17 protein-coding genes and 1 pseudogene are annotated in these 25,124 nt (G+C 54.9%); 8 read left to right on the forward strand and 10 right to left on the reverse strand.

The window, feature by feature from the left end:
• Positions 1-13: 13 nt before the first annotated feature.
• On the reverse strand, positions 14-796 hold the full coding sequence (locus ACNA0I_RS12380) for an enoyl-CoA hydratase (RefSeq protein WP_415806308.1): 783 nt from the start codon (positions 794-796) through the stop codon (positions 14-16).
• Positions 786-1,979, reverse strand: coding sequence for a CaiB/BaiF CoA transferase family protein (locus tag ACNA0I_RS12385; RefSeq protein ID WP_415806309.1), 1,194 nt, complete (start codon positions 1,977-1,979; stop codon positions 786-788). The genes ACNA0I_RS12380 and ACNA0I_RS12385 overlap by 11 nt, the downstream gene beginning before the upstream one ends.
• Positions 1,980-2,255: 276 nt before the next feature.
• Between ACNA0I_RS12385 and ACNA0I_RS12390 the strand changes: the two genes are divergently transcribed.
• The 4 genes and pseudogenes from ACNA0I_RS12390 to ACNA0I_RS12405 form a co-directional block, all read left to right on the forward strand.
• Positions 2,256-2,915 (forward strand): GntR family transcriptional regulator, encoded by a 660-nt coding sequence (locus tag ACNA0I_RS12390; protein ID WP_415806310.1) that lies wholly within the window; start codon positions 2,256-2,258, stop codon positions 2,913-2,915.
• 38 nt (positions 2,916-2,953) lie between these two features.
• On the forward strand, positions 2,954-3,676 hold the full coding sequence (locus tag ACNA0I_RS12395; protein WP_415806311.1) for a ribonuclease activity regulator RraA: 723 nt from the start codon (positions 2,954-2,956) through the stop codon (positions 3,674-3,676).
• A gap of 254 nt (positions 3,677-3,930) precedes the next feature.
• Entirely contained in the window at positions 3,931-5,181 is a 1,251-nt protein-coding gene (locus ACNA0I_RS12400; RefSeq protein ID WP_415806312.1) for an ankyrin repeat domain-containing protein, read from the forward strand.
• A gap of 57 nt (positions 5,182-5,238) precedes the next feature.
• Positions 5,239-5,427, forward strand: a pseudogene (locus tag ACNA0I_RS12405) (ankyrin repeat domain-containing protein); the annotation flags it as partial.
• Between the two features lie 87 nt (positions 5,428-5,514).
• Here ACNA0I_RS12405 and ACNA0I_RS12410 read toward each other — a convergent pair.
• The 8 genes from ACNA0I_RS12410 to ACNA0I_RS12445 form a co-directional block, all read right to left on the reverse strand.
• Positions 5,515-5,727 carry a hypothetical protein gene (locus tag ACNA0I_RS12410; protein ID WP_415806461.1) on the reverse strand — a complete coding sequence of 71 codons (213 nt, stop codon included), beginning with the start codon at positions 5,725-5,727 and terminating at the stop codon, positions 5,515-5,517.
• 128 nt (positions 5,728-5,855) lie between these two features.
• The gene (locus tag ACNA0I_RS12415; protein ID WP_415806313.1) at positions 5,856-8,150 is read right to left on the reverse strand and encodes an ankyrin repeat domain-containing protein; all 2,295 of its coding nucleotides are present in this window, start codon (positions 8,148-8,150) and stop codon (positions 5,856-5,858) included.
• 555 nt (positions 8,151-8,705) lie between these two features.
• Positions 8,706-10,961 carry an ankyrin repeat domain-containing protein gene (locus tag ACNA0I_RS12420; protein ID WP_415806314.1) on the reverse strand — a complete coding sequence of 752 codons (2,256 nt, stop codon included), beginning with the start codon at positions 10,959-10,961 and terminating at the stop codon, positions 8,706-8,708.
• Between the two features lie 71 nt (positions 10,962-11,032).
• Entirely contained in the window at positions 11,033-13,399 is a 2,367-nt protein-coding gene (locus ACNA0I_RS12425; RefSeq protein WP_415806315.1) for a hypothetical protein, read from the reverse strand.
• Between the two features lie 179 nt (positions 13,400-13,578).
• Entirely contained in the window at positions 13,579-15,834 is a 2,256-nt protein-coding gene (locus ACNA0I_RS12430) for an ankyrin repeat domain-containing protein (protein ID WP_415806316.1), read from the reverse strand.
• Between the two features lie 393 nt (positions 15,835-16,227).
• Complete coding sequence (locus tag ACNA0I_RS12435; protein WP_415806317.1) at positions 16,228-18,486, reverse strand: ankyrin repeat domain-containing protein; 2,259 nt, start codon at positions 18,484-18,486, stop codon at positions 16,228-16,230.
• Positions 18,487-18,679: 193 nt separating this feature from the next.
• A complete protein-coding gene (locus ACNA0I_RS12440; RefSeq protein ID WP_415806318.1) occupies positions 18,680-20,599 on the reverse strand; it encodes an ankyrin repeat domain-containing protein in 1,920 nt (639 codons plus the stop codon).
• 100 nt (positions 20,600-20,699) lie between these two features.
• A complete protein-coding gene (locus ACNA0I_RS12445; protein ID WP_415806319.1) occupies positions 20,700-21,047 on the reverse strand; it encodes a hypothetical protein in 348 nt (115 codons plus the stop codon).
• A 241-nt stretch (positions 21,048-21,288) separates the two neighbouring features.
• Here ACNA0I_RS12445 and ACNA0I_RS12450 point away from each other — a divergent pair, with 241 nt between their 5' ends.
• The 4 genes from ACNA0I_RS12450 to ACNA0I_RS12465 all read left to right on the forward strand — a co-directional run bounded on the left by ACNA0I_RS12450 (position 21,289) and on the right by ACNA0I_RS12465 (position 25,123).
• Entirely contained in the window at positions 21,289-21,921 is a 633-nt protein-coding gene (locus tag ACNA0I_RS12450; RefSeq protein ID WP_415806320.1) for a GntR family transcriptional regulator, read from the forward strand.
• Between the two features lie 103 nt (positions 21,922-22,024).
• Entirely contained in the window at positions 22,025-22,999 is a 975-nt protein-coding gene (locus tag ACNA0I_RS12455) for a tripartite tricarboxylate transporter substrate binding protein (RefSeq protein WP_415806321.1), read from the forward strand.
• Positions 23,000-23,022: 23 nt separating this feature from the next.
• Positions 23,023-24,036 carry a Bug family tripartite tricarboxylate transporter substrate binding protein gene (locus tag ACNA0I_RS12460; RefSeq protein ID WP_415806322.1) on the forward strand — a complete coding sequence of 338 codons (1,014 nt, stop codon included), beginning with the start codon at positions 23,023-23,025 and terminating at the stop codon, positions 24,034-24,036.
• 25 nt (positions 24,037-24,061) lie between these two features.
• The gene (locus tag ACNA0I_RS12465) at positions 24,062-25,123 is read left to right on the forward strand and encodes an isocitrate/isopropylmalate dehydrogenase family protein (RefSeq protein ID WP_415806323.1); all 1,062 of its coding nucleotides are present in this window, start codon (positions 24,062-24,064) and stop codon (positions 25,121-25,123) included.
• The last annotated feature ends 1 nt before the right edge of the window (position 25,124 follow it).

Here is a 25,124-nt window from a genome sequence, read left to right on the forward strand (position 1 = left end):
GGCTGAGTGACGATCAGCGGCCGGTGAATGCCGGTGGCCGTTTGTCCCGAAATGCCGCTTGGCCTTCCTTGTAGTCCTGGCTGGCAAAGCACGCGCGCAAGGCCTGTTGGCAGGCATCGTCGCCATACCTTCCCGGTTCGACGGCGTCGTCGATGGCCATCTTGCTGGCGCGCAAACTCAGCGGCGCCAGGGCCGCCATCCGCGCGGCGAGCTCCAGGGTCTCGGCCTCGTCGCGAACATCATTGATCAGGCCCACCCTCAACGCTTGAGCCGCATCGTATCGGCGTGCGGTAAACATGATTTCCTTCGCAACGGCAGGTCCCACGAGTGAAGACAACCGTTTCAACCAAGCTGGGTAGTAGCCCACTCCCAGCTTTGCTGCGGGGATACTGAAGCTCGCATCGGACGTCGCAAATCGCAGATCGCAATGCAGCGACAGCCCGACGCCTCCGCCAAAACATAATCCGCGTATCAACGCCACGGAGGGCTTGCCGAGGCGAACGAGACGCTCTGCGGCGGCCACCACCGTGTCGTTCCACAGCTTCACGCCGGCCTCGGTGCTGCGGCGCTCGCCAAATTGCGAGATATCCGATCCGGAAGAAAAAGCTTTTTCGCCCGCGCCGCGCAATACCAGGACGCGTACATCGGGATCGGCATCCGCCTGTTCCATCAACCCTGGCAAGGCAGCCCACATGTCGAAAGTCATCGCGTTATGTCGCGTAGGATGATCAATGGACAATGTAGCCACGCCGCCATCCTTTTGATAGCGCAGCGTTGGCGTGTGCTCAGATGACATGCTGATTCCTTAGTGTCTGGAGTTCGGACTGTGCTATGCCCAGTCCTTGCAGAATCTCGGTATTGTGTTCACCCGGCATCGGCGCTACCGTGCGCAACGTCGGGTGATAGCGGCTGCTCTTGATGGGCTGGCCGACCAATTGGATATCGCCCAGCTCGGGATGCCGTACCGGCCATGCGATACCCAGATGCTGTACCTGCGGGTCGGCAAAGGCCTGATCCACCGTGTTGACGGCACCGCAGGCCAGGCCGGCAGCATTGAGTTTTTCGATCCAGTATTCACGAGGCTGCTGCACGAATATCGCGTTGATTTCCTGATTGAGTGTTTCGCGGTTGATGGATCGATCCCGGTTGGTGCGGTATAGCGGATTGTCCAGCCACTGCGGCTTGTCCAGCGCCTTGCACAGGCGTTCCCACATCAGTTGACCCGGCACCTGCAACGTCATCGGTCCATTCTGAGCCGTGAACAAGCCAGTCGGGATGATGGTGGGATGATTGTTGCCGGCCTGCGCGGGGACTTCCCCTGCGACGAGCCAGCGGGCAGCTTGCAGGTCCAGGATCGCCAACTGCGCTTCCAGCAGCGAGGTCTGCACCCACTGACCGACACCCGTGCGCTCACGATCGAGCAGGGCGATCAAAATGCCGATCGAGCAATACAGGCCGGCCGTAGTGTCGGCAATGGCAATACCTGCACGCACGGGCCCGGATTCAGGCAGGCCAGTCACCGACATCAATCCGCCCATGCCTTGCACGATCTGGTCATAGCCGGGGCGCTTGGCATAGGGGCCATCTTGGCCAAAGCCCGAGATGCTCGCATAGACCAGGCGTGGATTGATCTGCCGAAGTGTCTCGTAATCAATCCCCAGGCGATGTTTGACGTCAGGCCGGTAGTTCTCGACGATCACGTCGGCGTTTTGCACCAGCTTTTCCAGCACGGCCCGCCCCTCGGCGCTCTTTAGATTGAGCGTGAGGCTTTTCTTATTGCGCTGCAGATTCTGGTAATCGGGGCCCAGTCTCATGCCTCCCATCTCAGTCTCGGTGGCAGGGTTGACGGGCTCTTCGATCTTGATGACCTCAGCCCCCCAATCCGCCAATTGGCGTACGGCCGTCGGGCCGGCGCGTACCCGGGTCAGATCAATGACCCGGTAGGGCGACAAGGGCAGCGAGTGTTGCGTGTCAGACATGGGCGAGTGCTCCTCTCATGACGTGTCAGGCCCATCCTTACCGCGAGGCGATGGGCCAGGCGAAAGCCGAACCTCAGGGGTACGGCCGGTTTTTGCTTTTGCTTTGTGGGATTCATGGTAAGAAGTCACTCAAAAAGTGTCAACACTTTTATTTAAATCGAATACGATTATTTAGAATTCGTCTTCGATATGAATCAATCTGACGGTAGCGCAGGTACAATTTGCCGTCATAATCGCCTTGTCGCAGCGACACATTTCTGCATACTTTCCGTGCCTATGACCCAACCATCCGAACAAAAGCTACCGTTGCTCGCCGCAACCGCGGCCGACGAAATCAAGCGTCTGATCTACTCGGGCGACATCGCGCCAGGTTCACGGCTGAACGAGGCTGCGCTGGCGCAGCAGATGGGGGTCAGCAGGGGGCCCATTCGTGAAGCCATACGCATCCTGGCCGGCAGCGGCCTGGTCACTGCTGTGCCGCACCGGGGCATGTTCGTACGCCAGATGTCGATGCGGGACATGCTCGAGAGCTATGATCTGCGTGCATTGATCTTTGGTTATGCGGCGCGGCGCACGACAGAATATCTATCGCCCGAGCGCACCGCTGCACTGGAAGATCTAATGACCCAGATGGAGGCCGCCGCTGAAATCTCCGACGGTGGCAGCTATTACGAGTTGAATCTGAAATTCCACGACTTGATCCTGGAATACAGCAATAACCGCCATGCTGCGCGTGCATACACCGAGTACGTCAACGAGCTGCATCTGTTTCGTCGTAAATTTTTCAATTACGCCGCCAAAATGAACCGTTCCAATGCAGAGCACCGCGGCATTGTCGACGCCATCAAGGCAGGTGACGTGGTTCGTGCCGGCGAGCTGGCCGAACAACACGTACTGGCAGGCAAGCAACGCCTGCTCGCCGATCTGGCCGATTGATTTTCCGTTTGTTCTCTTATTCGTTTCAGGAGCCTTCTATGTCTGTCGATGCCTTGCCTATTGAACCGAAGATCAAACAAGCCCTCGAAGGCGTCACGACGGCGACGCTGACCACGGTTCTGCTCAAAAAGGGCCTGCGCAATGTCTGGCTGCGCGGTGCGTTTCCGCTGGCTCCTTTTGACAAACGTATCGTCGGCCGTGCTTTTACGTTGCGCTTTGTGCCGGCCCGCGAGGACCTGGCGACGCCTGCGTCCTGGTCATCTCCTATCTCCACACGCGCCGCAATCGAAGCCATGCCAGAGGGCGCTATCGCGGTCGTGGACGCGATGGGCGTCAACGACGCGGGAATCTTTGGCGACATCCTCTGCGCGCGTATGAAAAAGCGTGGCGTGAGCGCGCTGGTGTCGGACGGCGTCGTGCGCGACCTTGAGGGCGTGTTGGGGACCGGGCTGCCCGTGTGGGCGAGCGGCGGCGCTGCGCCTCCATCTGTGGCTGGCTTGACGTTTGTAGGATGGCAAGAGCCCGTGGGCTGCGGCGGTGTTGCAGTTTTTCCGAATGACTACATCGTGCTCGACCGGGACGGTGCAGTACTGATCCCTGCAGACATCATCAACGACGTGGTGGAGGCATCTGTCGAGCAGGAGCGCATGGAAGGCTGGATCATGTCCGAGGTCGAGGCCGGCACCCCATTGCCGGGCTTGTATCCACCTAATGAGCAGAATCTGGCGCGTTATAAGGCTTGGCGGGCGAAGCAAGGCTGATCTATCGCCGTATTCCATTTTCACCCCTGCGGAGTCTTGCTCAGGGAAGTATCAATACGGGGGACGACTCGAACTTAAGCCAATAAGAACGCATCAGAAGTGCTGGATGGAACGCATCTGGCGGGCTGTCGTTCCTGATTGAAAGAGAATGGTCCTTTTTCGCCCAATTCCTGGGATCGCCGCGTGATCAAAAAATTTTTGGGAACAGATTGAGCGGTCATGGTACTCATGAATTTTCTGATAAGGGCATACCTATGTGGAAGGTTCAGCATTTTCCAGATTCATACGTCAGACGACCGGACGCGATATTGCTGTCAAGGCGGGAGGCGGCATTCAACGAAGTCTTTAACGCCGTCCAGGCGCATGATCCTCAAGCCCTTGCCGAGGCACTTGACGACAGCTCGTTCGATCTGGCGTCCTTCGAGCAAGAGAAGGGACACACGATCCTTCATTTGGCCATTTCGCTCGGTTATGACGATATTGCAATGATGGTTCTGCAACGTGCAGGCAACAATGCAAAAGTCATCAATGCAAAGGATAGGCAGGGATATACCCCCTTGATGGCTGCAGCGGCTATGCGCAACGTGGGTCTGATGAAAACGTTGGTTGATTCGGGGGCACTTGTCAATGACGGTATTACGCGCTCACAGGATGGCGGGCATATTCAAGCCGAAAGTGCTGCTGCTACTGCACAGTTGTTGATTGATGTCGATGGCAATATTCCCGACGCCTTTGGACGCGCCGTATTTCACCAGAATAGAGCCGCGGCAAAGTTGTATTTCGATGCGGACGCATTGTCTATTGTGCAAAGCAATGCTGATCACCTAGGCCAATTGATCCACCACGGGTATATCCAGACGGACGACGTGCACACATGTCTGGATCGCGCAATGCAATGTGGAAACCAAGCCGCTTGTAACGCCTTGACCAGGCCGGATGTCGTGCTATCGGTTTTGGTTGCCATGTCGAATTGTCCTGAGACAGAAAAAATAGCTACGCTCACGAATTTCATGAGCGCAGGTGCGGACACGACGAGTTGGGTCGGAAACGCGGTAACCAGGTGCGTGTTGAATGCGGACAAGTCTCGCGATCCAGAGGAAAGGGTGTGGGTTGATGCAGCAATGAACTGGCGTGACTTGGAGATCTTGAGGCTTGTGATTGCCGTCGGGGCTCCTACGATTCCCGAATTGGTCCGGCTGGGTGAACATGGCGACTTAGTGATGGCCCAAAGACTGATCAGTTTCGGGGCCGATGCCATTGGCGCTATGGAAACGCTGCGTGCGACAAACGAGCAGGCTGCAAACGTAGTCGCCTACGCTGCACTCAAGGGTGTACTGGACAAAGCAGATTTACCCGAAGAAGAAAAGCTGCGGAGGCTGATGGCTTTGATGCTCGAAGCAGACCGCGCCGTTGTCGGCCTGCTGATCGCGGACGAGTTGAACGCCGGAGCGCACGCTGCAGTCACGCTGTTGGGAATGGCTGAGGCGATGCTCTGGGAGGACTAACAGAAGTGCTGCCGCCAACGGCCGAAGGAGGCCGTTGGCGATTTCGCGATTCGGGCCGTGGGATCAAAGGACTCGAATAAGCCTAAGCAAAACAATATTGACGCCCTTTCTCATAGGCTGGATGAGTATCAGTTCGACTTGACTGCCATCGATGAAGTCGATGGGCAAACAGTACTTCATAAGGCCATTGCGCACGGCCATGATCAAATGGTAAGGATGCTGTTGGGCAGAGCGGGCAATGACCCGCTGATTCTTGATGCCAAGAATCGGTGCGATCGGGCAACGTGCTATCGGCACGATAGCTGTGCCGTCAAGCGAAAACGGAAGTACGTATTAGAAATCATCAAACGGGATGTCTCCGCCCATGAGCAGCGTCATCATATCGGCGAAGTTACCCAATACTTCCAGGATCTCGGTCCAATCGAGGCTAGAGATGGTGTCCCAGCCGGTTTCGGCATGCGCGGGGGCAACGCCAACGGCGATGGCCAGGGCAGAGGCGAGGAAGGCGCTGCGGAAAAACTTGGTGTTAAGAATCGACTTGAGCATGATTGTCCTTGAATCGAAGAGGATTTTTCGTGTTTTCTCGTGAAACGCTGCGGCTCGTTCACCCACTGCATAAGTGATCTATCGTCCGGATTCGTTCCGCGTAACGCGCTTCGCCGCACTCTGACCGATTAGCTGCTCGCGTTTGCAGGTAATAGCTCTCTGACTGTCTCCATCTGCTGGGGATTCACATGCGTCAACGCGACGTTAAGGTCAGCGCCCAGAACGAGCAACGTCTCTGCTACGAGAGGCTCCCCATCAGAAAGTGCAGCTGCCAGCGCCACGGATCTATCGGCTCCCACATCCATCAATGCGATGGCTGCGTCAATGAGTTCGGAACTGATCGCGATGTATAGGGCTTTGCCTGCGTCCGCGCCTGCCGCAACCAATGCTCTTGCCAAGCCCATTTCGCCCTGCGCGCACGCGTCGATCAGTTCGAAAGATCCATTTGTGGAACTGAGCGGAACAAGTTTCTTCAGTAGCGGCTCATCGCCGTTGTTGGCCAGAAACTTGAGCGTATTAAAGAAGTTGAGTTCAAACCCCGAGGACTCCCCACCTTCCTGAATCACCTCTTTTGCGAATGTCGGGTTTCCCGAATCAACAATATAAGAAAGTACGCTGTGAATGCTGGCACCGGCGTTGATCAGATCCAGGACAAGAGATGTGTTTTGATCGGCTATTGCAACGTCAATGGCAGGAGATATGTCCGTTCCCGCTTGTATCAATAAGCGTGATGACGGCACGTCCAATCCCTCTACGGTATACAGCAGTAGATCGGCAGCCACTTTTTGATTGGCGGGAACTAGCGTCTTCAGCGCGTTCCAATCAAGCTTTACGAAGGCATCCAGCAGAGCTGAGCCGGCAGGCCGGTCTTTATCCTCTAGTCCGTCCGTGATTTGTTGTTTTACTGATTCGTATAACTCTCGGTTGTCGGCCTGCGTTCGAAGCTCCCGAGCTGCTAGAATATTCTCTACGAACGTGATATCGGCCAATCCGCTATCGTGCATCATCGTGTTGGCATCGGCGACGTCTTGCGCCGCCGAATCCAATATCTCTCTGACATGAGAACGCTCGTCCTCCCGTACAAGCGTCAGCGCATCGTCTATCCGTGCACCGGCAGCAATAAGTAGTTTCGCGACAGGCAGCGCACTCGGATCTTTAGTGGAGTCCAACAACATCTTGGATACGTTTCCGCCAGCCTGAATCAATACTTGGAGTTTTGTGATCCACGGTGTCAGGCTTTCCGGCTGATGGCTGGCCATCTTTGTCAATACTTTTGACACGTCTGCACCGGCGGCAATCAACGATCTGACGGCGTCCGTATTGCCGTCATCCAGCAGTCGCAGCAGGCTTGTATGAGCGTCCATTCCGGCACGGATTAATATACCCAAGACGTGAGTATGCCGGCCTTTTGCCAGTGGCATTAATACATGATCTTGTTTGGTCGTGGTCTCCATGCGCATGGCCTCCATGCCGGCCCACATGTACGCGATGTCTGGATTGCTGTTGATGGCTTCGCTTACCAAGCTATCCGACCAGTCTTTCTTGGACATGAGCAGATTGACTATGCCGCCTACATGTGTACTGCCCCATCGGAGAAGATCGCCCAAGACTTCGTTGCCCGCTGCGCGCAACAGCAACAGCGTTTGCTTAGTCAGTTTCGTCGTGTTCGTGGCAATCGCATGCTCGAGCGCGGTGGTTGCATCGGCGCCTGCAAGAGTCAGGTTTCTTGCGAGCGCGGCTCGATTCGGCGACACCGCGTTATCGCGTCTGTCCAAAGTGCGCATGAGAACGAGTGACGGCTCTGCGCCGCTCTTGATGATTGCTTTTGCTTCCTCGATATGGCCCGTCTCACAAGCGCGCGCCAGGGCGGCATGCCGATCGGAGAAAAGCCTTTCAAAGCTATCAACGCGTTGCCGCAGAGCGTACTTATGTGACGCAGCCAGATTCCCGAAACCCTCCAACAATATTTCGGTATGGGCAATGGTTTGTCTTTTCAAGGCCAATCTGGCCTCGGAGCAATTCGCATCATTGCCGACGCGGACGGCCGCGCGGTCGTTTGCTATCAAAGATAGTGCCAGTCTGATATTCCCGTGCTCTACAGCAAGCATTAACGGGGTGTACCCATGGCGATCCACCTGATGAATCGCATTGCTGCTACCGCGAGATCGCTCTATCAATAATTCAACGATGTGGTCATCCCGGTCGTGCTCGATAGCGGAATGAATAGGATTCTGCCCGTTGCTATCAAGAGCGGCAAGATCAACCCTGAGATTGTCGAGCACATAAGAAACACCACGAAAGTCATTTTGCGCAATGGCCGCGCGCAGAGACTCGTCCGGACTCAGGTTCGCCAGGTAATCAAAGGGGCAATTAACGGGGTTGATCAGATGTGTTGTCGGCTGCGAGTTCGAAAGAGGATTCATTGATTAGCATCGTTAATATGAATAGATTGGGGACAGTTGACGCGCGAGCGTTCGCTGTTTCCGGGATCATTATCTGTGCGGCTGCCGCGTTGCCCCGTTCGCCGGCGGAAAAGAGGACCAACTCGCGTGGAAATCGCATTCCGTCCTTGGTGCGTCAGCGTTGACGGTGATCTATCGATCGCCAAAAGAAAACGGCCGCTATGCGGCCGTGTCAACGTGCCCGGGTATTCCGTTTCGTGCCCGGGGACTTGCGCGGTGCTCGTCGCAAGTCTTAATCGCTGCTTAGTGTTGCTTCAGCTCGCGATCGCAATCTGGGTTCCACATGTGTCAACGCAGCGTCAGGATCGGCGCCCAGAACAAGCGCCAGTTCTGCCAATTTGCCGCAATTGAACGGCTGCCAGAGGTGAGGGCCACATGAAGGCAGTTTTGGCCGTTGGGATACTGCTCTGCTTTGATGTCTATTTCAGCGTTCTCGCCAAACGCTCCGTTCCATACGGAGCAGTGCCGCGGTGTCGCAATCAAGCCGTCCCTAGGTCTTGTCAGGCCGGGTGGCGCTTAGCTGCCCGCGTCGGCTGGCAATAGGGTCTCGACCAGCGCCATCTTTTCGGGATCTACCTCTCTCAACGCAACATTTAGATCGGCGCCTAGAACAAGCAACGTTTCTGCTACTGAAGCTTGCGCGTCGGAAAGCGCTCTCGCAAGCGCAACGGAGTTATCTTTTATCAGCGCACCCAGAACTCCGGCCGTGCCAGGATCGCCAGCGTCAAGTGCCTCGAAAAAAGTGTGAGCGTTGTTAAAGCCTGCAGAAATCAAACTGAATGCCAAGCTCTCGGAGCTTGTCGTACTGGTCTGGGCCGGTTCGATAGTGTGCAACGGATTCAGTTTCACTATTGCGGCCATGTTACCGGCTTTCGTCAGATGGCCAAACATGTCCACTATGTTGAACTTGCTTAACTTGATCAATTCTTTTGCGAAAGGCGTTCCTTTTGAGTCAATTGCGTGCCCCAGTACACGATGTGCGAGATCGTCGGCGGCGAGAAGCAGCCTCGCGATGAGCACAATGGCCTTATTGTTGTCTTGGATCTTGCTTATTGTCCAGTCAATGGCAGCGGATATATTCGTTCCTGCTCTTACTAACAATCGTGATGACGGCACATCATGGTGCTGCAACATCATCAGCAGCACCATGACAGCCGCCCGTGAATTTCCGGCTACTCGCGACTTAATTTCGTTCCAATCGGTACTCAACACGGCACGCAGCAGGTCTGCTTCAGCCTGATGTCCCTCAGTCTGTAGCCTATCAGCCGTTTTTGTTAGTCCTTCGTTAATCGGACGGCGGGTAGGTTGATCAATGAACCCCTTTGCCACCAAAATACTCTCCACCAAAGTGATATCGGAAGATCCAGCATCGCGCATCATCCTGTCGACGGCAGCGGCGTCCTGCGCTGCCAATGCTAGCGTTTTCTTTACCTCGGCACGCGTATTTTCCGGACAAAGGGCGACCGCAGCTTCAGCGTTCGCACCGGCAGCCAGAAGTATTTTGGCCACATGCAGTCTGTCCTTCCCATTAGTCGAGGCTAGCAGGAGCTGTGACATGTCCGCTCCGGCCCTGATCAATGTCTGTAGTTTATCGATCCCTATTCTCAGCCCTCGCTGATGATTGCCCATCATTTCTTGCAGCAGCTTTGATACGTTGGCGCCGGCGGAGATTAAAGATCTAACGGCTTCTATCTTTCCCTCATCAACCAGCCGCAGCAGTGTTGAATGACCGTCCACCCCTGAATCAAGCAATAGCTTTATGGCGTCGACACGGCGGTTTTTGGCCAACGAAATTAATGTCGGATCTGGTTTGACTGCTCCGGATCGGACCCAGAACTGCACTGCGGCCTTATCGCCCTGGAGGGCGGCATTTTTTAGGGCGTTCGACCAGTCTTTCTTATTAATGCTATGGAGGAAGATTTTGTCGAACGCAGTCGCCCGCTCCAGGATGAAATCCTTCAGAACGTTGCTGGATGCACCGAGCATCAACAGTGTTCGCACAGGGTGGTAATCAATCTTCGTGGAAAGCGCGTGCTTGAGTGTAGCGGTAGGGTGTGCGCCCGCCGCAAGCAGGTTTCTCGTGATAGTCGCTCTTTCCGGCGACACTGATAAGCCGCTGCCATTCAGCGTACGCATCAGAACAAATGACGGGTCTGCGCCAGCAGCGACTATTACTCTGGCTGCCTCGATATCGCCAGCCCGGCAAGCATTTTTGAGGCTATTATGCTGAACCATAAATGACTGTTCAAAGCTGTCAATGCCTCGGCCAAGGGCGAGTCTATGTGCCTCAGCGATATCGCCGCCGCTCTCTACCAGGAGTCGGGTATGGCCCAGGGTTTGCTGTTTGCGGGATAATCTGTCTGGATGACACGTAGCGTCATTGCCGTCGCTATAGGTCGCCTGCCTGTCCTTTATCATGAACGTTGCCAGACTGATCTTTCCCTGTTCGACGGCCAGCATCAGCGGCGTATATCCATTGCGATCCAGTTCATGGATTGCATTACTACCCTCGGATCGTTCGATCAACAGATAGACGATGTTGTCATCGCGGCCGAGATCGATAGCCGAATGGATAGGATTTTGCCCACAGTAATCAAGGGCGGAGAAATCGACCTCGGAATGATCAAGGACGTAAGAAACACCATCAAAATCATTCTTTGCAACGGCCAGGCGCAGGGATGCGTCGGGACTCAGGTTCCTCATGTAGTCAAAGGGGCAACTAACCGGGGTCGCCTGATGTGTTGTCGGCTGGTGGCTCGAAATGGGATTCATTGGCTAATATCAGTAGATTGAGTATTTGCGCTAGCTCGGCAGGGCGTAGGGAGTTGAACGCTCACATTTGCTCATTTGCTTCTCTGGAAGCCTCTATTCACGTTAGGGGTGCCTGGCGATGGCATCAACAGATCTCTAGCGCCCGTCAGGGCCAAAACCAACGTGCCGGCGGCGTCGTGCTCGTTGTCCGTTCGCAGCTTCCTGATTGACGCGTCAAAGTCCGCCCCCGCGAGAAAGAGTTTGCGCGCGTCTATTCGATTGTTTTTCCTGCCTAGATCTACTAATAAATCCTGCGTGGGCGCTCCAAGTGCAACAAGCCACCTCAGGTCGGCAGTCCTGCCGTCGTCAATGAGTTTTTCGAGCAGGGTGTCTGCATTGGCTCCCAGCTGAAACAGCTGAGTCAGCCTGGCGGCTTTTACTCCAGGGGTCAGTGCTTCGGTATGGAACACGGTTGACGTTGCTTCTTGCCCTACAGACTTGTGCTGTCCCTCGAGTAACTTCTGCGCGGTTTTGATGTCGCCAAGCTCAATGGCTTGCAGCAACGCAACGGATAACTTAGCGCCTAGCGTCAAGAGATCTCTTTTCGCTCGGAACTTATCGTCGATAAATGCGTGCCTCAAGGTCGTATGAATATCTACCCCTGAAGCAACCAAGCGTACTGCCGACTCCTGATGCCCACTCTCCAATAATGAAATCAAGGCGCCATGCCCGTCTGCGCCAAACGCAACGAGCGCATTCGCAATCTCGGTATGCCCGTTTCGGGCAGCCTGCACCAATGTCTCTTGGCCGTTGTCGTTCATGATGGAAAGGAGTGCGCGTGCGGACTCTAGCTCGCCGTTTGCGACGAGTTTACTGAGCGCCTCGCTCGATACGTCCTTTGCTTGGATAAGCATTCGTGCGACATTCATGTCGCCAGCCCTCAAGCGGTCAGTTAACGTTTCGAGTGCGTCCATACCAGCATTGAGCAATGTGCGAATTGCATCCAACTCCCCGGCTTGACTCAGCGTTTTCAGTGCGCCAACGGTGTCGACCGGTGTGTCCAACAAACTCGCCACATCGACAGCGTTTTCGTCCCTCGCAGCAGACAGAAGCGCGGCATTTCTCTGGGTCGATGAGAGCCGTGAAACGTCCATTTTTATCTCGTGGATATATTGCATTACGTCGGCCGGCAGATAGTGAGTGTCCACGCCCGCGACAATTAATAGCCGTATCGCTTCAAGGCCAGCCGGGTTGTCCTGTCGGTATAGGCTGAGAAGGCTGTGCAGCACATTTTCTGGTAACACGCCGGCAGCCAGTAATTTTTTTGTCGCCACCAGATTTCCCGTAGTAGCAGCTGTCATCACAAGTCTGACGGGATAGTCATTGTCATAGGGGTAGCCGTTCACCCTAGAGTCGACGAGTTTTTTTATTGCACGGGCGTTACCGCTCGCCGTCATGCCGTCTGGGCCTAGATCATCAATGCAATTGCTAAGGCCAACTAATTTGACCATGGCGTCAAAATTTCCGTTGTTGGCCAGCCTCAATATAGCGATCATGTCGCTATGCGGAGAAGCGTCGATGCTGTGCCTGTTCTTATTATTGACTGCGGTCATCAAAAATGAAGCAGCCCTTTTACTCGTCGCATCGCCAGAATTTTCTACGATCGTTATCAGCGCCTTGGGGACATCTGCCCCGCCGTCAAGTAGATTGCTCAATGGTATGGGGGCGCTTGTATTTAGGAGTTGCGCTTCGAGAGGGAGATTCCCGGCTAGGATACTAAAGTGTGTAGCCGCGGAGACTAATGCTTCCGATCCCTTGGCTCCCAGCAAAACCAGTGTGCGCGCCTCATCCGACCGGCCTATTTGCGTTAAGTGGTTCAATGCCTTGGTCGCATCCACCCCTAGCCGGACCAGCAACTTTGCGCCATTCAACCCGTCTTCACCGTTCATGGGGCGAACGAGGTCGGACAACACCTTTGGGGCATCAACGTTGCTAGCGATCAAGCGTTCGGCTATTAGCGCATGGCCTCGTTCCGCGGCAGATTCCAGGGCTCGGGATAGACCGACACTAGCGCCGGCGTTGAGTAACGCGCCAACCACATGAGCGTCGTCGGATGCGGATTTGGCTGCATGCATGATAGGGGTGTACCCCGTATCATCCTGGCTGTCGACGAGACCGAGATTTCGCTCATAAGACAGTCGTGCGAGATTCACCGCGATTGAATGGCTGCCAGACGTGACGGCCATATGAAGGCAATTTTGACCGTTGAGGTACCGCTCTGCTTTGACGTCTATTTCAGTATTCTCGCCAAATGCCAGCGCTTCGAACGTTTTCCAATCGTCTTTCTGTAAAGCCCGTAGTAGTTGATTTTTGGCCTTTTTGACACTAGCGCTTTCTGACCAATAATCGTCTCCGATAGAGCTGGGCAGATTCCGAAAAAGGTTGATTTCTGTAGGCATAGAACGGTTCTCTATAGGAAAACGCCACACAGCGTTGACTTGGAAGCCGCCCGACTGCCATTCGGCTCATGATCGCCGTTTGCGTAATGAGCGGCTAGGTCACGTAAGTAACGAAGCCGCTCGTTGCGTTCCATACAGGTAGCGTCCCGTTACCATATGGGACGCTACGATAGGAATACCTAGCTGCCCGCGCCGGCGGGTAACAGCGTCTTGACCAGCGGCATCTTTTCCGGGTCTACCTCTCTCAACGCGAGATTCAGATCGGCGCCTAGAACAAGCAACGTCTCTGCGATTGAGGTTTGCGCGTCGGAAAGAGCTCTCGCAAGCGCGACGGATTTGTCGTCTAATGCTGCCCCCAGAATTCCGGCCGTGCCAGGATCGCTAGCGTCAAGCGCCTCGAAAAAGGTTTGAGATTTCGTAAAGCCCGCAGATCTCAATTCCGATGCCAAGTCCTCAGATCTTTTTGTGCTGGTATAGGCCGCTTCGATGGTGTACAACGGATTAAGTTTAGCGATTGCGGCCAGTTTTCTGGTTTTCCACAGATGGCTAAACATGTCCGCCATGTTGATCCTGCTTAACTTGATCGCTTCTTTGGCGAAAGGTGCCCTGTTGGAGTCAAGAAGATACTCAAGTACGAGATGAGCTTGACGGTCGGCAGCGTGAAGCAGCTTAGCGATGTGCAAATTGAACTTATGGTCGTCGTCCATGCCTGTATTTGCCACTTCAACGGCCCGAGTCATATTCGCTCCCGCTTGCAATAATAAGCGTGATGACGGAATGTCGCCGATCTGCAGCATAAGGTTAAGCACCACGCGCCCCGCGAGCTGATTTCCGGCTACTCCCGCCTTAATTTCGATCCAATCAACACGCATCACGGCACGCAGCAGGTCTGCGTCGGCTTGACGTCCGTCAGCCTGTAGCACGTCTACCATTTTCGTTAGTATTTCGCGATGTTCGCTCCGGTCGCCTCGAGCAATAAACTCCTTCGCTAAAAAGATATTCTCTGCCAAAGTGATATCGGAAAATCCGGTATCGCGCATCATCTTGGAGACAGCAGCGACGTCTTGCGCTGCCAATGCTAACGTTTTCGTTACCTCAGCACGCTTGTTCTCCGAGCAGAGAGCTACTGCAGCGTCAGCGTTCGCACCAGCGGCCAGAAGTACTTTTGCTACATGCAGTCTGTCCTTCCCATGAGTCGCGGCAAGCAACAGTGGTGACAGGTCCGCTCCGGCCTTGATCAATGTCTGGAGTTTCTCGATCCCTATCCTCAGCCCTGGTCGCTGATGGGCGATCATCTCGCGCAACAGCTTCGGTACGTTTGCGCCGGCGGAGATTAAAGATCTAACGGCTTCTGTATCGCCGTTACTAAGCAACTCCAGCAGTTTCGAATGCGCATCCACTCCTTCATCAAGCAATAGCTTTATGGCGTCGGTGCGGCGGTCTTTGGCCAAGGAAATTAATGTCTGATCTGGTTTGACGACTCCCGATTGGAGCCAGAACTGCACTGCGGCCTTATCGCCCTGGAGGGCGGCATTTTTTAGGGAGTTCGACCAGTCTTTCTTATTAATGTTATGGAGGAAGATTTTGTCGAACGCAGTCGCCCGCTCCAGGATGAAATCCTTCAGAACGTTGCTGGATGCACCGAGCATCAACAGTGTTCGCACAGTGAGGTAATCAATCTTCGTGGAAAGCGCCTGCTTGAGTGCGACGGTAGGGTTTGCGCCTGCGGCAAGCAGGTTTCTCGTGATAGTCGCTCTTTCCGGCGACACTGATAAACCGCTGCCGCTCAGCGTACGCATCAGAGCAAATGACGGGTCTGCGCCGGCAGCGACTATTGCCTTTGCTGCCTCGATATCGCCAGTCCGGCAAGCATTTTTCAGGTGATTATGCTGAACGATAAATGACTTTTCAAAACTGTCGATGTTTCGAAGGAGGGCGAGTCTATGTGCCTCAGCGATATCCCCGCCGCTCTCTACCAAGAGTCGGGTATGGCCCAGGGTTTGCTGTTTGCGGGACAATCTGTCTGGATGACACGTAGCATCATTGCCTTCGCTATAGGTCGCCTGCCTGTCCTTTATCATGAACGTTGCCAGACTGATCTTTCCCTGTTCGACGGCCAGCATCAGCGGCGTATATCCATTGCGATCCAGTTCATGAATTGCATTACTACCCTCGGATCGTTCGATCAACAGATAGACGATGTTGTCATCGCGGCCGAGATCGATGGCCGAATGGATAGGATTTTGCCCATAGTAATCAAGGGCGGAGAAATCGACCTCGGAATGATCAAGGACGTAAGAAACACCATCAAAATCATTCTGTGCAACGGCTAGGCGCAGGGATGCGTCGGGATTCAGGTTCCTCATGTAGTCAAAGAGGCAGCTAACCGGGGTTGCCTGACGTGTTGTCGGCTGGTGGCTCGAAATGGGATTCATTGGTGAATATTCGTGGATTAAATGGATCGATGGATATCTGACGTAACCGCGTTCTTAGTGGTGTGGAGGGGCAGTCAGTTAAGATAAATTGCATGAACTGAGTGGCAGTGTTGCAGTTTGGGTTCCACGGTGCGTATCAATATGCTTGGAGGCAGCCTGTGGGCGCGTTCGGTAATGTGCTGTAGCGTTCGCTACGCTGTCCACGCTGTTTCTAGGCGACTGTCTGTACGGCCGTATGTCGGCGAGTTCGACGGCAAAAAAAAGCCAAATCGCGCCGGATGCAGTTGCGTCCGATTTGATTTGGCTAATGTGTTCGGCTGAACGGGATGTCCCGTTCGATAAAACGTGTTGCGTGTATAGCAGCTACACGCGGCTATTCAGGTCGAAAGGAAATTAACTGCTCGTGCCGGCGGGCAATAGGCGCCTGGCTTTCTCAATATTCTTGGGATCCACCTTTGTCAACGCGACCCTCAGGTCTGTCCCAAGAGCAAGCATCATCTCAGCTATCAATGGGTGTTCGTCGGAAAGGGCTGCCGCAAGCGCCACGGATTTATCGGCACCTAAACTCATCAGTGTTTTGGCTGCGTCGGGGGCGTCAGAAATGATCGCTCGGTATAGAGCGCGATCTGCGTTTACTCCTGCGGAGATCAACGCGCGTGCCAAGCCCGCATTGCCCTGGTTGCATGCATTGATCAGTTCGCCGAGTCCATCGGTGATGCTTAGCGGAAGAAGTTTCTTTAGTAGCGGCTCGTTGCCGCTTTCCGCTAGAAACTTGAACATATCAAAAATGTCGATCCGGGCCGTCTCAATCACTTTTTTTGCGAATGTTTGCTCTTTTGAATCAATCAGAGAATTAAGTACGCTATGCGCGCTCTGGCCGGCCATGATCAATCTCGCGGCGAGAACAGGGCCGGTAGCGCCGTAATCGCTCATGGCTGCCTTAATGGTCGCGGATATATCCGCTCCTGCTTGTATCAACAGGCGTGATGACGGCGCATCCGCTGCTGACAGCAGATCGTGCAGAACGTTGGAAGCCGCTTCTGGATGGGTGATTGTTAGTGTCTTAATTGCGTTCCAATCAACTATTTCGACGGCACGGATCAGGTCTGCTTCTGCCTGCTTTCCTTCTGCCTCCCGATAGGCTGCATGTTTATGTAGTATCTCTTTATAAGGTCCCATATTGGGTCGGTTTCTCATCCCCTGAACTAGCAGGATGTCCTCCAACAGCGAGTTATCAGCCATTCCGGCATCGAGCATCAATTTGCTGGCGTTGGCAGCGTCTTGCGCCGCCAATTCCAGTGTTTTCCGGACATCGGAACGTTGATTCTCTGGTGCAAGTTCTACCGCGCCCTCAGCCTTCGCACCGGCAGCGATAAGCACTTTTGCCACCGATAGACTCGCCTCGGTTTTCGTCGAGTCAAGCAACATCCGTGATAGATCCGCGCCGGCCTTGATCAAGGTTTCCAGTTTCTTGATCCCCAGTGTCAAACCGTCCTTTTGATTCTTATCCATCTCCGACAATACCGTTGACACCTCTGCGCCGGCGGAAATCAAGTGTTTGACACCCTCTGTGTTGCCCTCCTCAAGCAAGCGCATCAGTGTCGAATGGGGGTTAACGCCTTCAGCCAGCAATAATTTTATGGCGGCATTGTGGCGACCATTTACCAAAGGCATTAATACTTGATCGGGTTTCAGGCCGCCCAACCTGTCGATCCAGAATTTCACAGCGCTCGCATTGCCTTTGATAGCTTCGCTAATCAGTGCCTTTTCCCAGTTGGTCCGCGACTTGAGCAAATACCACATGTTGGTGGTCAGTCCTGTACCCCGGAGATCCTCCATGGCTTTGCGCCCTGACGCGCCTAACACCAACAGTGTCTGCACAGTCGATCGGGACACCGAAGTGGAAAGCGCTTGCTTGAGCGCGACAGTCGGGTCGGCGCCTGCCGCGATTAGGTTTCTGATGATGGTGGCTCGATTCGGCGAAACCTCGCCACCGCGTCCGGTCAGCGTGCGCATCAAGACAAATGATGGATCCACGCCGGCCTTGATGATGGCTCTAGCCGCGTCGAGGTTGCCATCCTCGCAGGCGTTTCGTAGATGGACATGCTGCAGGGAGAATAACTTTTCAAAGCTCTCAATGTCTCGCCGAAGGGCGAGCTTATGCGCCGCGGCGATATCACCACCAGTTTCCAGTAATAGTCGCGTATGGGTAATGGTGCTTTGCTTTCGCGCCAATCCAGCCGGTGAGCAATTTGCATCATTGCCTGCGCTGACGGTCGCCTGCCTGTCCTTTATCAAGGACGTTGCCAACCTGATATTTCCGTGTTCGACGGCGAGCATCAGCGGCGTGTATCCATTGCGATCCATCTCATGAATCGCGTTACTGCCGAGAGATCGCTCTATCAACAGATTAGCGATGTTGTCGTGGCGACCGAGGGCAATAGCCATATGGATGGGATTCTGTCCACTGAAATTCAGAGCCGAGAAATCCACCGTGAAATTAGCAAGGACGTAAGAGACGCCACGAAGATCATGTTTCGTAATGGCCGCGCGCAGAGAATCATCCGGACTCATGTTGTCCATGTAGTCGAAAGGGCAATTAACGGTGTTTGCCTGATGTGTTTTCGGTTCGTAGTTCGAAACGGGATTCATTGCTCAGTATCCGTAATGGAGATAGATCGATGGGTAGCGCCATACTGAACAAATCTGTGGCCTGCGTCACTCGGACCGGTCTGGTTCTGGTTCGGCAGTTCCTTCAGGGACTAGTGAGAAAGATTCCGATATCGCACCGGACCGTAGCGAATGATCGATGCGCCGCTGTGTGGTTGTTCAACGGGTCAAAGAATTAGTCACTGCTTCCGGTTGTGCGCGCTATCCGGGGTTCGTTAGATTTGGGCCTGGCCGGCTCGAACGTTGCTGCGACGGCGGCCACCATCCACAGGTTCGCGACATCTCGCTCGCGTCCTGCTGCGTCGTGCTCGCCGTTGGCGGTGTACTCTCTGGCGTTCTTTAACAGCTCCTCTCTCAGGAATAAAAAGTCTGTCCCTAAACTAATTAGTTTCCGCGCCGTCTCTACACCCACTCCGCTGCCTAGCTTTATAAGTGCTTTGGTAGTCGGCCCATTGGCGGCAATCATGAGCTTCACCGTCGCGAAGTGCCCCGCGTTCACTGCTTCAATAACCAGTTCAGTCGCCGCTTCCTCGCCGTTCTTGTTTATCAGTCCTTGCAGCTGCGCGATTTTTTCTAAATTGGATAAATCTCTTTTCTGCAGCACATTTTTTAGCGCGGCATATGAAATGATGTTCAGGGCATCCTGTGTGCGTCTTGCCAAGGCTTGCTTGCTTATTGCCAAGGTCTGATTGCCGCTTGCCGAGGCCTGTTTGCCGCCTTCAGTCGCACTGTCGATGACTCTAAGCAGCCAATCTATTGGTGGGGAAAAATCCGCCCCCATATGTATCAGTTGATACGCGCGCCGTTGTGCAGCCCTTTTATTGTCTGTGCTTCTGCTGAGATCCAGCAGTGCAGCGGTGGCAGATGCTCCAGCCCGAATGAGAAGTCGCACGGTATCTAGCGATTCACCTGCGCTCACCATTTTGCGAATCAAATCACTGGTGGCCTTGTATGCTCCCGCAGCGATCAAGGTTCTAAGTGCCGATACCTTTTCTGTGTCGGCCACGTCGCTCGTCTCGAGTAGATTGTTTAGCGCAGCCGCGGCAATGACGTGCGCCGCAGGGTGCGTCGCCGCACGCAGCAGCCGCATCGCGCCGATCGCATCGGCGCCCAGCGCAATCAGCTGCTGCGCCATCATTCCGTTGTTACTCTTACCTAGGCGCGTCAAAGCGGCAATGGTGGGCGCTCCGACAGCAATCATGAGCCTGATATCATCCAGGTTGTCGCGCACTGTGGACGCGTTTTTCTGTCTCTCTTCGGCTGGGATGCACGATACATCTGTGTTTAGCAGAAACTCATTTACAACGCCAGAAATCCAATGTTTGGTGTCAGACCCGGCGTTTATGAAAGTTTTTAGCGCGGCAATTTTTTCTGTGTCGGGTCGATTTCTCATCGCGGCTAACGTCAACCGCACGACGCCTGGTTTCGTTAAACCGGCTATGGCCGCCTTGTCACCCGTTTTCAAAGCGTTCTTTAGAGGATCTAGAACATCATCTGCCCGGATGCACTCGTGCTCAATCATCGTCCGCATTGCGGTGATGCCATTTTCCATGGTGGGTGGGGTATCTTCTCCAGCCTCAAAGCGTAGTTTGAGGCCGTTGTTTTCCCAATTCTGAGCGGCAAATTCGAATGCGGTACATAGATCGCGATAAGCTTCAATCAGCGTCCGTGCCTTGGCTCGCTCGAAATCAGCCTGATCCAAATTTGGGGCAAGCCTACCCGTGTCAGCATGTGCTTTGGCTAGTACGTGCATCAACACGATGTTCTGCGTTGCGATCGCGTGCATCAATGGCGTGTATCCATGCCAATCTTTAGCCTCAAGTAGACCCAGAGCGTTTTCCGCTCGTTCCAGCAACATCGACGTGATCTCCTCATGACCCAGCGAAACTGCTAGATGGAGTATCGTTTTTCCAGTGGCATTGTCGACGGTTTGCAGATCAAACTGACTCTCGTCTAGCGCATTAGACAAAACTTCAACATCGCCGCTCGCCACGACACTAAAGATATCTTGGTCAGAGAGTGTTGGCTCGGCAAAATCTCCGATCGACTGCATCGCGAATAATGCCTGGGAGGCCAGACGCTGAATTGATTCCATGGGGTCGATACCTAAAAGCAATCTAAGTAACGGCCGCACGAGGTGTGTTCCATCTATGGGGCGCCTGCATCGGCGCTCTACAGAGCCAACGCGGGGTTTATTACCAGCGGACTTCCAACGTATGCGCGTGTGCGTTGTCCCACCCCTCGGCGAATCCATATAGCCCCGCCAAGGCGAGGACCGTGGCTTGGCGAACCCCTGCACTCACCACCGCCGGGTCCATGCCACGCAAGACGGAGTCGCCGACGAAAGGTACGATCAAACCGTCTTTCGTGGATTTCGCTGCGTCTCCAAAACCAAGCTCGCCGCCTAGCGTTTGGCCGATGGCGTAGCCTGCAGCGTGAGCCGCCATGCTCATAAATAGGGTTCTCTGCAGTTCCATGTTGGCAGAGTCCGGTTTGATGCCGCCGCACACGTTCGTCAAGTCATATAAAGAAAGTTGGCGCATGATTGCCTCCAATTTTCACAAAACAAGGAAAGGGAAATTTCAGTATCCGATGGGTACTGAGAGGTAACACCTTTTATCTGAAAGATGGTCCGAAAGGTGATTCCTTAGCATAGCCTTAACAGCCGAGAGTGGCAGGGCGGGCGTCCACAGTGCCGTCAAAAATAAGACCTGGCATCATGCCTTTATTTGACCATCTATTTTTTGTATGCAAAAATATATTTAAGAATATATAGGGACACTCATGCCTATCCCGCAAGCCAGTTCGCAGGCGTTCGCCGCCTATAACGAGATCAAGCAGCGCATTTTCATGGGCGAATTTACGCCGGGAATGCGGCTGCGCGAGATCGAGGTTGCCGCGCTGCTGGAGATGGGGCGTACGCCTGTGCGCGAGGCGCTCAAACGCGTTCAGGACGAAGGGCTGTTGCGGCATGAGCCCGGACGAGGCATGGTTGTCGCCACGATGGATCAGCAAGAGGTGGGCGAGCTCTATGCCATGCGCAAAGTGCTGGAGTCGGCCGCTGCCGCCATGGCGGCTCAGCATGCGACGGACGCCGAGATCGCCAACATGCAGGCGATTTTGGACGAGGGCGATGTGGATCCGGTGGCATTGAATCTGCGTTTTCACGACGCTATCTATAGCGCCGCGCATAACCGGCATTTGATCAGGTCGTTGCGCTCGTTGACCGATACCACCTATCTGTTGGGACGCAGCACATTGAGTTCCAAGGCGCGAGCGAAGGTCGCGATGAAAGAACACAACGATATTGTGGAAGCCATCCGCAGCCGTGACCCTGAGCGTGCCGCAGCCGCCGCACGGCATCACATTCACCAGGCATTGCTGGAGCGCCTCAAGCTGCTGCGACAGCGCGGTTGACCTATTCGCCTATCGAATGGTTTCGTCGCGGCCGGAATAAAAGAATCTGTTTCACCTCACCAAAATAAGTTGGCCTATTCAGGCAATCAGGAGACATCGCCTTATGCGTTACTTGAAGCACTTCCGCCGATATGCAGCTTTAACCGTCGCATGCGTCATGCCTGTCTTGGCCTGCGCCCAGGGTTTTCCCACTAAGCCCATCAAGCTGGTAGTGCCGTTTGCGGCGGGTGGCGGCACGGATAGTATTGCGCGCGATATGGCCCGCACCTTGAGCGAGCGTCTGGGGCAGCCTGTCGTGGTGGAGAACCATGGCGGCGGCGGGGGCTCTATTGGGGCCAATAACGTCGCACATGCCAACCCCGATGGATACACCTTGTTGTTCGCGACGTCGACGTTCGTCACCAACGCTGCCGCAGAGGTCTCCAGCTCCTACGACGTGGAGAAGTCTTTCGCGCCGGTGGCGCTGATCGGGCGTGGTCCCTTGCTGGTGGTGGCTAACAAGGACCTGGGCGTAAAGTCGATTGCGGATTTGCGCAAGCTGGCCACTGAGCGTCCCGGCGAGATCAATTTCTGCTCGGCTGGTGCGGGCAGTATCAATCATCTGTCCGGCGAATTGTTCAAGCAAAAGGCCAATGTGCAGATGATGCATGTGCCATACAAGGGCAGCGGCCCCGCCACGGTGGATCTGCTGGCGGGCCGAGTGCAGGTGTTCTTTGCGACGGTACCGACTATTTTGGGACAGGTGAAGGAAGGGCGAGTGCAGCTGTTGGCCGTGACGCGGGAGCAGCGTTCCCCCTTGTTCCCCGATGCACCGACCATGGCGGAAGCGGGTGTATCGGACTTCAACATTTCGACGTGGTGGGGCATCTTGGCGCCTGCTGGCACTCCGGCAGTGATCGTTCAGCAGTTGAATGCGGCGGTAAACGAGGCGGCAGCAGCAGACCTGGTACGTCAACGATTGACGAACGAAGGTGCAGACTTGTTCGCAGGTACACCAGATGATTTCGGCAAGGCACTGTCGGCAGAGCTGGCGTTGTGGCGTGGTGTGGTAAAGCAATCCGGCATGCACCTGGATTGATATATCGGTGCGGGAGACCTCTTATGTCTAATTATTCTTTGCCGCAGCAGCCGGCGCGCCGCCGTCTGTTAGCCAGTGCTGGCGCTGTTGCCGGCTGGATGGCGCTCGGCGGACGCGCTGCATTTGCCCAAAGCGATTACCCCTCGCAGCCTGTGACGGTAATTGTGCCCTATGCGCCGGGAGGCCAAGGCGATGTGTTTGCGCGTCTGATCGGCGAAAAACTCGGCAAGTCATTGAAGCAGACCGTTGTGGTGGAAAACCGGCCCGGTGCATCAGGCGCGATTGGAGCGCGCATGGTTGCGCGCGATGATCCCGATGGATATCGCTTGCTGTTGGGACAGACCGGTGAAATGGCGGTGAACCCGTTCGCCATGCGAAACCTCGGTTATGACCCACAAAAGGATTTTGTGCCTATCGCGCTGGTCGGCGATTCGCCCTTGGTGCTCGTTGTGCCGGCGGAATCGCCGTACAAGACGCTGTCGGCGCTGATTGAGGCTGCATTGGCGAAACCGGACAGCGTGACGTATGCCTCCTCCGGTACGGCGACGCCAGGTCATTTGGCAGCGGCCGCATTGGCGTTGGGCACCAAGAGTACGATGGTGCATGTGCCCTATAAGGGGGCAGGCCAGGCGATGACGGATTTGCTGGGGCAGCACGTCGATTTCTTCTTTTCCAGCGCGGCAGCGGCAATGGCGCATATTTCTGCTGGCAAGCTGAAGGCTCTGGCGGTGTCCACTCCCAAGCGTATCGCCGCGTTGCCGGATGTCCCCGCGGTGGCTGAAAAGACAGTGCCAGGATTCGAGTTCAGCTTATGGGGCGGGTATTTTGCGCCTGCAGCGACGCCGTCTCCCGTTGTGCAGCGATTGAATCAAGAGATTAATGCTGCGCTGTCCGATGCGTCCATACGTGAACGTTTCGAGGTAGATGGCGTCGTCATTCGGCCCAATACGGCAGAGGAGTTCGCGGCGTTCGTTCGTCGCGAAATGGAAAAGTATCAACGCCTGGTCGCACAGACCGGCGTGTCTATCGAACCTTAACGTCATTTATTTTCGAGGTGTTCTCATGAAGATCGTTGTATTGCCGGGTGACGGCATCGGGCCTGAAACGATGGCGGTGGCGGTGGATGCGCTGCAGGCTGTGTCACAACGTTTCGATCTGGGCTTGCAGCTGGATCACGACATCGCGGGGCATGACAGTCTCAAGCGTCATGGCGCTACGGTGACACCGGCATTGCTGGAAAAGGTCTTGGCCGCTGACGGTCTGATGCTGGGCCCCATGGCGACCTATGACTTCAAGGACGAGTCCAAAGGCGAAATCAATCCTTCGAAGTTCTTTCGCAAGAATCTGGATCTGTACGCCAATATTCGTCCGGCCCGCACTTATGCAGGTACGCGAGCGCGGTTGGGCGAATTCGATCTGGTGGTTGTGCGCGAAAATACTGAAGGTTTTTACGCGGATCGTAATATCGAGTCGGGCGGCAGCGAGATGCTGATCACGCCTGACGTCGTCGTGTCCTTGCGCCGTATCACGCGTCAATGTTGCGAACGTATTGCACGCTCTGCTTTTGAGCTGGCGATGACGCGCAAAAAACACGTGACGATCGTACACAAGGCGAATGTGCTGAAAATCGGTGATGGTATGTTCATCGATATGTGCCACGAAGTCGGAAAGGAGTTTCCCGAGGTACGCGTGGATGACGTCATTGTCGATGCAATGATGGCGCATGTGGTTCGCGCACCGGATCGCTATGACGTGATCGTCACGACCAATATGTTCGGCGATATTCTGTCGGACCTGACGGCGGAGCTCTCTGGCAGTCTGGGGTTGGGGGGCTCGCTGAATGCCGGACGTGATCATGCCATGGGACAAGCCGCGCATGGTTCGGCTCCTGATATTGCGGGCAAAGATCTGGCTAATCCCGCATCGCAGTTGTTGTCGGCCGCCATGTTGTTGACCTGGTATGGCCAGCGCAAGGGCGGACAAAAATTCCTCGACGCTGGCAAGGCGATTGAAGCTGCACTCGCCGCCAGCATTGCGTCGGGCCAGTGCACGGCCGACGTGGGCGGCAAGTTGGGTACGCGTGCTGCCGGCAAGGCTGTGGTCGATCAGTTGCGGGCAGCATGAT

Source organism: Bordetella muralis, from assembly GCF_965139205.1.
GTDB lineage: Bacteria > Pseudomonadota > Gammaproteobacteria > Burkholderiales > Burkholderiaceae_B > Bordetella_A > Bordetella_A muralis.